General features: G+C 62.3%; 7 protein-coding genes. 3 read left to right on the top strand and 4 right to left on the bottom strand.

Annotation, left to right across the window (positions count from 1 at the left end; all coding sequences use genetic code 11):
- The first annotated feature begins 67 nt into the window (after positions 1-67).
- The 3 genes from E0502_RS06670 (at position 68) to E0502_RS06660 (ending at position 6,484) form a co-directional block, all read left to right on the top strand.
- Positions 68-1,264 carry a M20 metallopeptidase family protein gene (locus E0502_RS06670; protein WP_137677122.1) on the top strand — a complete coding sequence of 399 codons (1,197 nt, stop codon included), beginning with the start codon at positions 68-70 and terminating at the stop codon, positions 1,262-1,264.
- Positions 1,265-1,360: 96 nt separating this feature from the next.
- On the top strand, positions 1,361-2,923 hold the full coding sequence (locus E0502_RS06665; protein ID WP_137677121.1) for a long-chain-fatty-acid--CoA ligase: 1,563 nt from the start codon (positions 1,361-1,363) through the stop codon (positions 2,921-2,923).
- An 81-nt stretch (positions 2,924-3,004) separates the two neighbouring features.
- Positions 3,005-6,484 carry an AAA family ATPase gene (locus E0502_RS06660; protein ID WP_137677120.1) on the top strand — a complete coding sequence of 1,160 codons (3,480 nt, stop codon included), beginning with the start codon at positions 3,005-3,007 and terminating at the stop codon, positions 6,482-6,484.
- A gap of 8 nt (positions 6,485-6,492) precedes the next feature.
- On the opposite strand, the gene E0502_RS06655 is transcribed toward E0502_RS06660, so the two are convergent.
- The 4 genes from E0502_RS06655 to E0502_RS06640 form a co-directional block, all read right to left on the bottom strand.
- Positions 6,493-7,422 carry a polyprenyl synthetase family protein gene (locus E0502_RS06655; protein ID WP_137677119.1) on the bottom strand — a complete coding sequence of 310 codons (930 nt, stop codon included), beginning with the start codon at positions 7,420-7,422 and terminating at the stop codon, positions 6,493-6,495.
- A 13-nt stretch (positions 7,423-7,435) separates the two neighbouring features.
- Positions 7,436-9,538: an FAD-dependent oxidoreductase gene (locus E0502_RS06650; protein WP_137677118.1), complete on the bottom strand. Its 2,103-nt coding sequence runs from the start codon at positions 9,536-9,538 to the stop codon at positions 7,436-7,438.
- Positions 9,535-11,034, bottom strand: a complete 1,500-nt coding sequence (locus tag E0502_RS06645) for an NAD(P)/FAD-dependent oxidoreductase (RefSeq protein WP_137677117.1) — start codon at positions 11,032-11,034, stop codon at positions 9,535-9,537. The genes E0502_RS06650 and E0502_RS06645 overlap by 4 nt, the downstream gene beginning before the upstream one ends.
- A 118-nt stretch (positions 11,035-11,152) precedes the next feature.
- A complete protein-coding gene (locus E0502_RS06640; protein ID WP_137677116.1) occupies positions 11,153-13,171 on the bottom strand; it encodes a type 1 periplasmic-binding domain-containing protein in 2,019 nt (672 codons plus the stop codon).
- Positions 13,172-13,207 lie beyond the last annotated feature (36 nt).

Genomic DNA, 13,207 nt, shown 5'->3' with positions numbered 1-13,207 from the left:
CGTTTTGCAGCTGCGAAAACCACTTTTTTCTGCCGACTGGGCACACGGTTTGGGATAGGGCGGGAACATGTTGCATCCAGACCTGCTCGAATCAGCCCGTCATCTGTCAGACCGCATCGTGGCGCTGCGCCGCGCCATTCATGCCGAGCCGGAGCTGGGCCTGCAGACGCCGAAGACGAGCGCGAAAGTGCGTCAGGCGCTCGAGCATTTGCCGCTCGAGTGGAAAGAAGGCGGATCGACGACCGGCATGGTCGCAACGCTGAAAGGGGCCAAACCAGGGAGACGGGTCCTGCTGCGCGGCGATATGGACGCATTGCCGATGCCGGAGGAAACGGGGCTCGAATTTGCTTCAACCATTGCTGGCCGAATGCACGCTTGCGGCCACGACACGCACACCGCGATGCTGGCGGGCGCGGCCGAGCTCCTGGCGCAGAAATCCGCCGAATTTGCGGGAGAGGTGCAATTCATGTTTCAGCCCGGCGAGGAGGGCTTCCATGGCGCGCGATACATGCTCGATGACGGGCTGATCGATCCGCTGCCTGATGCCGCCTTTGCGCTCCATATCATGCCCAACGCCCCGCATGGCGTCATCGCCGGACGTGCCGGCGCGCTTATGGCGGCGGCGGACCAGATCGATATCACCGTAACGGGCAAGGGCGGCCACGCATCGATGCCGCACGATACGCTCGACCCCATTCCCGCTGCCGCGCAGATCATCACCGCACTGCAATCCGCGGTCACACGCCGGTTCAACGCAGCTGATGCTGTGGTCCTTACGATCACTCAGCTTGAAGCCGGCACAGCACACAATATCATTCCCAATCATGCGACCATGCGCGGCACGATGCGAACCCTGTCGCCGCAAAACCGGCTGAGATTGCAACAGCTGGTCCGCCAGATCGCGAGCGGCATAGCGCAGGCCCACGGAATGGAGGCCGAAGTGACAGTGACCGAAGGTTTCCCGGTCACCATCTGCGACGAACGCGCGGTTGCGCTTGGGCGTACAGTTGCGGAAACGGCACTCGGCGAAGCGAAGTGGCGCGATTTGCCGGCTCCGATCATGGGCGCAGAAGATTTTGCCTATTTGCTGGAGAAAGTGCCCGGCGCCATGTTCTTCCTTGGCGTCGCGCAGGAAGGCGATGACTGGCATCAGTGCTGCGGGATCCATTCCTCGCGCATGATGGTCGACGAGAGCGCGCTGCCTCACGGCACGGCTACTCTGGCTGGCTGTGCGCTTCAGTTCCTCGAATGCGGCTTCGCCTGAAAGCACGCAGCAGCTTTACGTCGCAAAACAAAACCGACACAGTCTGCGTCAAACAGGGCCGACCGAATCGGCCCGTGAAGACGGAGAGGATGCCGGATGAGCGACGACACCTATGATGAGCGCTATTTCCCTACCTATGGCGAAGCCTTGGCCGCCCATGCAGCGGAGCGCCCGGATCAGGTCGCTCTGCGCCATGGAGAGCGGACAACCACTTATCGCGAGTACGATCGCCATGTGACGCAAATTGCCAACGGGTTGGCTTCGATGGGCCTCTCCAAGGGAGACCGCATCGCCTATTTCGGCAAGAACACCGATCACGCAGTCGAGCTTTGCCTCGGAGCTGCGCGTGCCGGAATTGTCTTCATCCCGATTATCTGGCGGCTGGCACCAGCCGAAGTCGAATTCATCATGCAGGATGCCGGCGCGGCAGTGCTGTTTCGCGAAGACGAATTCTCCCAAGTCACTTTTGACGGCCGCATTGTTTCGATGGAACAGGAATTCGCAGCCTGGCGTGATGCGCAGTCGGACGAGCCGGTCTTCACCGAAGTCGGCCCGCAAGACCCGCTGATCCAGCTTTATACCTCAGGCACGACCGGTCTGCCCAAAGGTGTGGTGCTGAGCCATCACAACGGCACCAACACCAGGCCGCTGATGAAGAAGCACGGAATATACTGGTATGCCGCAGATCCGGGGGACAGCATGGTCTTTGCCATGCCCTATGGCCATATTGCCGGCGTCGGCAGCGCTCTGGGTGCGACGCTGGGCGCGCAGGAACTGATCGTCCACCGCGAGTTTGATCCGGCATTGCTGATCAAGGATGTGCAGCAATACGGGGTCAAGTGGATGTTTCTCGTCCCCGCTGCAATCCGGCTGCTGCTGGCGCATCCCGATGCGCAAAACGCCGACTTCTCGAGCGTCAAAGGGCTGACCTATGGCGCGAGTCCGATTCCGCTTGATCTTCTCAAGGAAGGGGTCGAACGGCTCAAGTGCGATTTCGCGCAACTGTATGGCCTGACGGAAACCTTCGGCACCGTCGTGACCCTCTCGCCCGATGACCACAAGCCTGAGAACGTCAAAGGGCGCGAGCATGTGATGAAATCTGCCGGAAAGCCTTTGCCCGGAACCGATATCGCGATCCTCGACGAAAACCTGAAACCGCTGCCTGCCAACACGATCGGCGAAGTCGCAATCCGCAGCGATGCCGTGATGCTTGGCTACTGGAACCGGCCGGAGGAAAATGAAAAAGCACTGATCGGTGACGGCTGGTTCCGGACAGGCGATGCAGGCATCCTCGACGACGAGGGCTATCTGTTCATCCAGGACCGGATCAAGGATATGATCATCACCGGGGGCGAGAACGTCTACCCGGCTGAGGTCGAAAGCGCGCTGTTCGGCCATCCCGATATCTCCGATATCGCAATCATCGGTATTCCCGACGAGAAATGGGGCGAAGCGGTAAAAGCTGTCATCGTACCGCGTGACGGATGCGACCTCGATGAAGCAAGCGTCATCGCCTATGCCAAGGAGAGGATTGCCGGGTTCAAATGCCCCAAATCGGTCGATTTCATCGAAGCGCTGCCCCGCAACCCCTCAGGAAAAATCCTGCGGCGCGAACTGCGCGCACCCTATTGGGAAGGGCAGGAGAGGCAAGTCGGCTGACCGGAGTGGGCTACGCCATGATTTGCGCCTCAACCCAAATGTAGTAGGGTTGCGCCAACCACCCTGGAGGGGACACGGGGTTTGAGCGACATATTCATCTCCTACAATCGGGAGGATCAGGAAAAGGCCGCGCTATTCGCGCACGCATTCAAGGCCGCCGGCCTCGATGTGTGGTGGGACGTGTCGCTCAAGGCGGGACAGGTCTATGACGAGGTCACTGAGAACGCCCTGCGGAGCGCGCGAGCCGTAATCGTGCTGTGGTCGCCTCGCTCGGCCGTCTCGCGGTGGGTCAGAGCGGAAGCCACCCTGGCTCAGCGCGCCGAAACTTTTGTCCCGTGCATGATCGAACCGTGTGAGCGTCCGATCATGTTCGAGCTCACCCAGACCCCCGATCTATCGCATTGGCAAGGCGATCAAGCGGATCCTGCATGGTGCGCGTTTCTCGAGCATGTCCGCGAATTCACGGGATCGGGCGACCGGGCGGAGACAGACGATGCCCGGCTTCCGCAAAAGAACAAAGCCGCAGCCGCACCAATCGACGAACGACGCCAGGTCACTTTCCTTGCGGCCTCGCTAGCGGGCGGAGAAAGTCTCGCATCGTCGCTCGACCCGGAGGATTGGCGCGATCTGCTCGCCAGTTTTCACGATCTGGCAACACCGATAATCGACCAGTTCGGCGGCGGGGTGACATATTCAGGCCACAGGCTTTCGGCGACCTTCGGATACCCGCTGGTGCAGGAACACGCTGCCGAACGCGCAATCCGGGCAGCGCTGGCGCTGGTTGCGGAAACCGCCAGCATGTCGCGCGGCATTGCCGGGGTCACGCCTGATGATCTTGCGCTGCAGGTCGGAGTTCACACTGCAACAGTGCTGGTGACGGCCGATTCCGGCGGCGAAGCGGAAATGTTCGGTGACGGCGCCACCGGTGCCGAAGCCGCAGCGCAGTCCGCAAGCGGCAATGCAGTGCATGTGACGCAGCCCGTGCGCCAGCTCGCCGGTGGAGCATTCGAGCTTGAGCCGGTCGCCGGATCGGATGTCTTTCGGGTCGGTGACGCAAGAAAAAGGGTCGAACTCGTACGCGGCTGGGCCGCCGGGGCGAACCACGGTTTCGTCGGTCGGACAGATGAAATTGCAGCGCTCAGGACAAGGTGGGAGCGAACCGAGAGCGGCGAGGGGCAACATGTGCTGGTTCGCGGCGAGCCGGGGATCGGCAAGACCCGACTGGTCGAGGAATTCCACGCATGGTTGGGGGGCCGCGAGCACCACTGGATTACGCTGCAAGGCGCATCGCTGTTCGCCAACACGCCCTATCACGCGATTGGACAGTTCGTGGCGCAGCAGGCGGAAGGGCGCAGCGCAGACGCCGGCGAATGGCTGCGCAGCAAGACGGCTGAACGCGACCTGCCTGCACGACTGTTGCCGCTGCTTGCGCCGGTCATCGGCATCTCGCTGCCCGATGGCGTGCAACCGACCAGCGCGGCGCAGGACCAGCAGCGGGTCCAGCTGCTGTCGGCTCTGGTGGAAACAGCGTTTGCGCTGGCGCGGCGCAAGCCATTGCTGCTGCTGGTGGACGATATCCAGTGGATTGATCCCTCGACACTCGAGCTGGTGCAGATGCTGGTCGACCAGGCGCAGGACGACCGGATCATGGTGCTGGCAACCGCACGGCCAGAATTCGAGCCGCCGTGGGGCGAAGGCGAGCATCATCTCAGAGTGACGCTCGGCCCGCTTGGCCGGAAGGAAATGCGCGCGCTAGTCGCGGAGATGGCGGGTGAGCGTGTGGTCGATGACGCAGTCCTCACCCGCGTGCTGGAACGCGCCAACGGCGTCCCGCTCTTTGCAGAAGAACTGGCGCGGCTGATGGCCGATGAGCCCGATCAGGCAGCCGATGCGATGCCGCCGACTTTGCGGGACCTGCTTGCTGCACGGCTTGCACGGCTGGGGGAAACGCGCGAGACGCTGCAGGTCGCCGCGGTTCTGGGGCTGGAATTCGATCAGGCGCTGCTCGCAGCCTTGGCACCCGATGATCCGTCCGGCCTCGAAACGCCACTGGCGCATCTCGTCAGGGAGCGGTTTCTCATCATGCGCGGTGTACCGCCGATGGCGAGTTATCGGTTCAAACACGCCTTGGTGCGCGACGCGGCATATGAGACCTTGCCGAAACGTCGCCAGAAGGTTCTACACCGGCTTGCCGCGGAAACGCTTGCCCGGCGGCCAGAGGATGGTGCGCAGATTGCGCGCGAGGTGCTCGCCTCGCACTGGATGCAGGCCGGCGATCACACACGAGCGCTGACAGAGTGGCAGGCGGCAGGCGACGAAGCGTATCGGCGCGGTGCCTGTAAGGAAGCCGTGGTGCATTTCCAGCGCGGGATCGATGCTGCCACGATGCTGTCCGAGGGGCCGGAGCGTTACGACGCAGAATTGCGGCTGTGGAGCGCTCTCAACCGCGCGTTGCAACAGACCCGCGGCTATTCCGACCCGCAGACTGTGGATGCTGCCAACCGCGCGCTCGCCCTGGCCAAGGAAGGTGGCTTGCTGGTCAAGACGATGATCGAAGAAGCCCAGCTCTGGCGCGCTGTAATCACTTCGGGCGACTATCGCGAGGCTGATGCGATTGCCGAGCGGGTCATCACGCTGGGTTCTGAAATCCAGAATGATGATAGACCCGCCTGGCTCGATTATTTTGCCGCCAATGCGGTGCTGCAGACCGATTTCTACAGCGGGAGGCTGCATGATTTGCCCGGCCACTATGCCCGGTTTGAGGAAATCGTGGCGCAGTCCGGTGCCGGACGGCATGTGATGGACGATATCGTTGGCATGGGCATCGGTGCGCTAGGGGCATGGATGCGGGCCCGGCAAGACGTGGCTCAGCAACGAATGGACGATGCTGTCGCCCGCGGTGAAGCGAGCGGTCAGCCCTACGCCGCGGCGGTTGGACATCACTTTGCGAGTACACTCGCGTGGTTGCAGCGTGACTATGCCGGAACCCGGTTCCATGCGCAGACGGCGCTGGATCTCACGCAGGAGCATGGCCTGGCCTATATCGGTCATCTCGTGCGCGGCAAGCTGGCCTGGGCATCTGCCGAAGACAGGCCAACCGAAGAGGCCGCCGAGGTGATCCGCCAGTCGATTGAAGAAATGGTAGCGTCGAATGGGCGCGTCGGGATGATTTTTTATCTCAACCGGCTGGCTGAGATACTCTCCAGACTGGGGCGGCTCGATGAGGCGAACGAGGCAATTGAACAAGCTCTGGTCGCCAACCCGCAGGAACGGATCGTCCGGCCGCAGAGCCTGATCATTCGTGCCGGGCTGCGGGTTGCCCAAGGCGATATCGAGGCTGCGGAAGACGACCTCCTTTCAGCGCACGATCTCGCGGCCGAAATGGGAGCTTTGGCGATCGAGCTCGAAGCGGCAACGCAGCTAGGCGGATTGCTCGAGCAATCGGGCCGGATGGAGGAAGCGCGCCGTGCCATCGAGCTAACGCTCGCCAAATGCGACAGTTCAAGCAATTGCCCTGCGCTGCCCGAGGTCCGGGCGGCACTCGCTCGCCTGTCAACGTGACCCACAGCCTACCGGCGCGATAGCTCGCGCGTGTAATCGACCAGTTCAAGCAGCACGCCCGGGTCGCCGGTGTTCACTTGTGCTTCCCATTTGGCATCGGTCGCGATCTGATCGAGATGCGCTTCGGCGTCGGGCAAGCGATCAAGCATCTCTTTCGAAATACGCTGGAGGTCCGCGTCGGAGGGATTCTCCCGGCAGAAGAGTTCGCAGATATCCTCGTCCTCGATCGCCAGAGCAGCGGGAAGCGTAAGGATGCCATCGCGCAAATCCTCCTCGCCCCCGCCGCCAAGCGATTCAAGCCCCTTCACGTCGCCCACGTCGTCACACCCGTGATAGAGCATCCCGATCAGTCGGCCGAACTTGCGCATGCTCTCGTCACGCGTCGCGAGGCAAGCGCAGGTCTCGAACATCGAGCCAGTGTCCTCGCCTGCGATCATCTCCCAGTCCTTCACGCCGAGCGGTTGTCGGCGCAAGCGCCACTGCGCGCATTCGGCGACACCCAACCGTTTGACGAGATCGGCAATCAGGCGGATATCGTGCGCGTCATCCGCCACCAGCGCAAAACCGTCTGCCGCGATAAATCCAGACGCCATCAGCGCGGGCAGATTGCCGAATTTCGCATGCATGGTCGGCTTGCCGCGCCGCTCGTCCGACAGGTCGAGGATATCGTCGATCACCAGCGTCATGTTATGCATCATCTCGAGCACTGCGGCTGAGCGGATGATGCTGTCCGGAATCTCCCCCCCCTGTTGCGCGCGGTAGCAGCCAAAAATCGTCAACGGCCGGAAGTATTTTGATCCGGCGTTGAACTGCCATTCGAGCAGCGGCCGCATTTCCTCGCTGGAATCCGCGATCCACGCGAATAACCGTTCGCGCAGCCGGTCCATCTCCGGGACGAAGCCGAGGTCTGCAACGATGCCTTTGGTGACTGTGTCCAAGTCCAGAGCTCCTTCAGCGCTTCACACGCCAGCGGCGCTTGGTCGAACAGGATTGATCGGCCGCAGCGCGCATGGTGCCATAGGCCCTGCCCGCGATACCGGCGATCTGGCCGAGCACGCCCTCAAAGGCCTGCCCCGCTGCGGTCTCGGGCGCAGCGCGTTTCTCGCCGCCGACTTGCGATGCGGCATAATCCGCGATCTCGCCCAGCACCATGAGCGCAGCGGCACTCAGGCCGATCTTCTCATCGCCTGGATCTTCTTCGTCCCGATCGACGAGACTGCGATAAAACGAGTAGGCGCCCTGCCCCAGCTCGGTCGCCGCTTTGGGCGGAACAAGCGCCAGATCCTCGATTAGGGTCGCCAGCGCTTCACCCGCATGGTCGCCGCCCGAAGCCTTTGCAGCGCGATACCGTTTGAGCGCCACGAGCGAATAGGCGGCGTAAGCGGCCGGCAGCAGGAGCAGCTTCGCCGCGCGAAACGTGGTCGGGGAATAGAGCCTGTGCGGGACATCTTCTATCGGGTTGCCGCGTGCCTTGCCGGTCTGCGCGGCATCCTGCGCCTGGACTGCCGCTGCGGCCAGCGTGCCGCTCTGAACTGCGCCTTCCATTGTCGCCATCTCGACATCAGTGCGGCACAGATCGCCGGCAAAGGTGAGCCGTGGCAGACCTTCCGGGTAGCTCGCCCTGGGCCGCCAGCTCCAGCTGCCGGTATCATCGAGGAACAGCTTGTAGTCGAGGTTCAGCCGCATATGCGACTTGTCCCAGTCGATGATGCTGTCGGGATCACCCCAATGCTTCACCCCTTCGAACTGCGGATAGAAACGTGCGAGCTCGGCCAGCATCAGCATCGCGGCTTCGTGCGGATTTTCGGACGGGATCGCATCGCCATCGGACGCAGCGATGATCAGTGCGGACTTGCCGTCGAACAATTCTGCTGGCCACAACTGCGAGATATCGAGCGCGGTGAGACCATAATTCGATCCGGCGAGACCGATACTGTCGATCGGGAAATCGTCCAGCTTTTCCTTCAGATACAGGTCGAGCACCGGGATGGCCGCGCTCGACAGGCGGCGCAGATTCGCCAGCTCGGGCTCGCAATCGATGATCCGTTTGCCGCCGATACCGGCCTTGCGGCACATCACGATGTCCGCCAGCACAGCCGAAGGGACGGCAAGCACACCAAAGTCAAAGGTCTTTGCGCTGGTTCGTTTAGCCCCATCCGCCTGCCAGCGCAGCATCGGGCGCTGGTCGTCATCGAGGCGGACCGACTGCACATCCGCGTTGGTGCGGATCGAGCAACCCAGTTCTTCCAGCTTCGCCCGCAAGGGTTCCACGAGCCCGGCGTTCAGGCTGTTCTTCAGCAGCCAGTCGAACGGTGAATGGTCGGGAAAGCGCAGCGAGTGCTGGAGGAAATTTCCGTAGGTCCGGGCCGAAGTCTTCGCACTGTCGATCGACCAAACCAGTGTCAGGAGATAGTTCTGCATCTCTGCCACGGCTTCGGTCGCGTAGCCGCGCGAATAGAGGAAGCCGTTTACGTCGAGCTTTTCCATCTGGTTAAGCCCGTCGGAATCGAATCCCTGCGCCGCCAGATCGACCCCCGAGTAGCCCAGCAGCACCAGCTCGGCCGGGGACATCGAACCCGACTTCATGTTCGCAACCACTGCTTCAAGCGAAGTCGGGTTGAGCATGTTCACATAGTCATCCGATCCCGGCGCCAGCATCATGCTACCGGGGTGCGCGACAAAATGATCTTCGCGCTTCAGGCCGAGATCTTGCTCGAAGAGGCTCCAGAAATTGGCATACCAGTCGCAGAACATGTGCGGATATACATCGTGTTCGACCCCGTTCACCGCCTGCGACGACGTGTTGCCGCCAAGCCGGTCGTAGCGCTCGAACAGAGTAACCTTGAAACCGGCCTGCAACAGTTTGAGCGCCGCGGTCATCCCGGCGAGCCCGCCGCCAACCACGGCCACTTCCGGCGCGGCGAGCGCATTACGCGCTGTTGCCGCACCCGACTTGGCTGTCTTCGGCTTGCTCTTCGGCGCGGATTTCTTTGCAGCGGGCCTTTTCGCCTTCGAGGCGGCTTTCTTCGGTTTGACCTTGGTCTTCGTGCTCATGATGTGCCCTCCACAAAAGCGAATGGTCCGCGCAGCCGGGGATTCTCGTCCATCAGGAACGACGGGCCAAGCTCGCCGGCGGCCTTCGCGATGTCCCCCAGCCAGGACATATGCCACGGCAAGTCATCTGCCGTCGAGGCGCGCCAACCGCGCTGCCAGGCGAGAAGGTCCTCAACCGCCCCGTTGGCGGTAAACCCGCGGCCGCGCAGCGCATCGGTCAATGCCGCCGCACCGCCGCGCAGGAAATGGTCGGCCAGACTCCACAGCAGCTGGCCCGTCATCGCCAGCGGCTGAACATTAAGCCCGCCGAAGCTGGTTCCGGAGATTTCGCCGAAGCTGCTTTCCACCTGCGCCTTTTCGAAACCCTTGCGGGTCGCGGTGAATACGCTTTCATGAAAATGCCGGTTGCGCAGCAGTTGCGCCAGCAGCACGAGATAACGCATTGCCGGATCGAAATAGGCGCGGAAATCGTGTTCGAAGCTGGCAAACTGGTCTTGGCCGAATTGCCCGGCCTCGAGCGCCGCCGCCACGCTGCGCGCACCGAGGATCGAGCTTTCCATCCCCTGCGTAATGCCCTCTCCGGTCATCGGGTCGACAAAACTGCCTGCATCGCCGACCAGTATCCCGCCTGCAAAATGGTTGCGCGTCACCCCGCCGTACATGTGCACCGCACCGCCCAGCGGCTTGGATGCCACGCGCGCGTTGCGGCAGCCGGGATGGCGAAAGCGCAGCCGCTCGACAGCGTCGCGAAAACACTGTTGAACGGACATGTCGAACCGGTCGCAGGTTTCGGTCAGCAGGCCGATGCCCATATTGGCGCGCCCGCCGTTCATCGGGAACATCCAGCCGTAACCGGGGATCTGGTCCTCGTCGAACCAGATCGTCGCCTCGCCCTCCTCGATGTCGAGGTTGTCGAGATAAACCCGCTGCGACGCGCCAATGTGCCGCCGGTCGGTGCGCCGCAGGTCTTTGGCCTTGGCGACCATCGATTGCACCCCGTCAGCCCCGACGACTACGGGCGCTTCGATCCTCAGTTCTTCCTTGCCCTGCTTCGCGGTGAGGATGTTCGCGCCACCCTCACGCTCGAGCGCTTTGGCCGAGGTGCCGCGAAACACCGTTGCACCGGCGTCCTCCGCGTTCTGCAACAGCACCGTATCCAGCTGATCACGCGGGATGATGTAGCCATGAGGCGGCATACCATGCGCACCGTCGTAATACGGAATTTCGCCGTGATATGGCAGGCGCGCTTCGTAATAGACCCGGTTGCGTGTGATCGGCAGCCGCTTGCCCAAATCGAGCGCTTGCGTGCAGCCCATGGTCTCGATGATGCGCAAGCCTGCCGGCTCGACGAAGTCGCCGCACACTTTTTCGCGCGGGAAGACCGCGCGTTCGACAATTGCGACATTGATCCCGCGTTTGGCGAGCGACCAGCCCATTGCTGATCCGGCCGGACCACCGCCCACTACAATTGCGTCGATCCGCTGCGTGCGCGCCATCTGTTCTGCTAAGCCCCCATCCGCAGTCTGCGATTCCCTGTAAAATTACTTAACAGCCTGAGCGGGCTTGGAAAGCCGGGATTTCAAATGCCGGTGGAAGAGCGGAGATTTGCCCGCTTCAGACGGGCACCGCCATTTTTTTCGTGCCGAAAATCGATTGCCAACTTTCAATTTCCTCGATCACTACGTCGCTCATCGCATGGGCAAGATCGACGAAATCATGATAATTCACGTCACGCTCGTCGCCTTCGATCAGCAGGTCAGCCCTGCGGCGCAACCGGTCCAGCTTGGTCGCAGTGACATCGGAGATGGCCGCAAAACGTTCGAAATCGCCGAAATACCGAATGCCCGCCAATGCGGCACCCAGCGTCGGAAAGGCAACGCCGAAGAAAGTCAGCAGCTTGCTCAGCCCGTCGGGGATCGAAGGATCGATCAACGACAACGCCGCCAGCAACTTGAGCACAAGGTAACCGCCGACCGAAATGATCGCGGCGACAAACAGCCATTCGGATACATGGTCCAGATTGGCGTGCACTTTTTCCAGTCGTTCCGCCTTGCCGCGATGGTAATCGCGCTGACCGACAAGATAGGGCCGCAGCACGCGCCGCGCATGCTCTTTGAGATATTCGTGGGTAATGGTCATGGCCGGCAGGCCCGGCACCATCGTTCTGGCCCGCGCATCGAGTTCAGGCCAGCTGGCATCGCGCGATTTGGGCCAGCGCCCGATCGGCCGCGCACAGCCGAGCGTCAGCATGATCGGCGTGTGCCGCAGATACTCCGCCACCCGGCGCGTGCCGAACCAACGCCGGTGCCAATTGCCCCGCGTCCCTGCAATGGTAATGCCCACAATGGCGCACAGAATCAGGAATTCGAGCAGCGCGAAAGGCCATTTGAGCTCCGGACCGACCAGCGGCAGATAGGCAATGCCGCCTATGATCGCAGCCGCCGATAGCAGGAAGCTTGCGGTCATGCCCCCGCGATAGGCATCGGAGAGGTAGGTGGCGATCCCGTCTGCCATGGCAAAGCGGGGCACCACCGACTGCCGCACTCTATCGACGAAATCGCGGTCCGCCCCGGGCAGTGCCTCCATTTCGCGCAGCACCGGCCCGAGGCTTGTTTCATCCGGCCGGTCTGGATTTTCGTACTGCTGGACGATTGATCCGAACGCTTTCCCGCCGCCGCCGAACATGGCTTCGATCCGGCGGTAGGCATGAAGATGCGAGGAGGATTTCTCGCGCCAGTGGAGCGGGTCGATATGGTCACGCGCCTGCTCCATTTCTTCCCACGCGCTTTCCGCCGCCTGAGACAGCGCCTCGACGATCAGGTCGAGCCCGTCGGGCCGTGGATTCTCCAACGCAGCCACAAGGTCCGCCGGATCGGCGAGCATCCGCATCATTGCCGGATTGCGCGCGTCGATCCACACCACCGGCACTTCTGCCGCCAGCGCTTTGGTCATGGTATCGCGTGTGCCGCCCGATGCGCTGGGCGACAGGCCGTCCCACACGGCAACCAACACATCCGACTGCTCGATCGTCACCATGCTTGCCGCGCGCGTGCGCTCGGCCACCAGAAGCCAGACATCCTGTGCTGCGCGTGATCCTGGTGCAACCCGGGTCAGGATCTGCAAACCTTCGCGCACGAAGCTGTCCTGATCTGCCAGCTCGAGGCAGCGCGCACGTTCGCTGACGGCATGCAGGCGTTCGTATTCACGGTGCGCGTTCTGGTCCTGCGGAATTCCCCCGTTTGCCACCGCCACGATTTCATCGTTCGAAAGTCCGGGTGTGTTGAGTGCCAGGTTGATCTGTTTGCCGAACGGAAGCGGCGCCAACAGGTCCCATCCGCGCTTCAGCGCGTTCTCGGCGGCCATCAAGTCGAAGCCATGCGCCAGATTGGTCAGCAAGCGGAAAGTCGGCGCCTCGCGCGGCTCCCCGTCCGATTGGCTACCCGATTGGCCGCCCGATTGCCCGCCTGATTTTTGGCCTGCCAGCCTTTGCTCCAGCGCCGCGAACAAGCGCGAAATCGCCGATTCTATCTCAGCCGCATGGGCATCATACGCGGCATTGCCTTCCCGATGGCCGGTTACCCCCAGATGCAGGATGCGCGGCGCTGTGCCGTCCGAAGCCCCCTCAGTTCCCATGCATAGCGGTGTAGCATCACGGAGCGTGGTGGCAAT

It is taken from the genome of Parerythrobacter lutipelagi (genome assembly GCF_005434975.1).
Taxonomy (GTDB): domain Bacteria; phylum Pseudomonadota; class Alphaproteobacteria; order Sphingomonadales; family Sphingomonadaceae; genus Parerythrobacter_A; species Parerythrobacter_A lutipelagi.
Note: the sequence above shows the minus strand (reverse complement) of the source record. Positions and strands in the feature narration are given on the sequence as shown.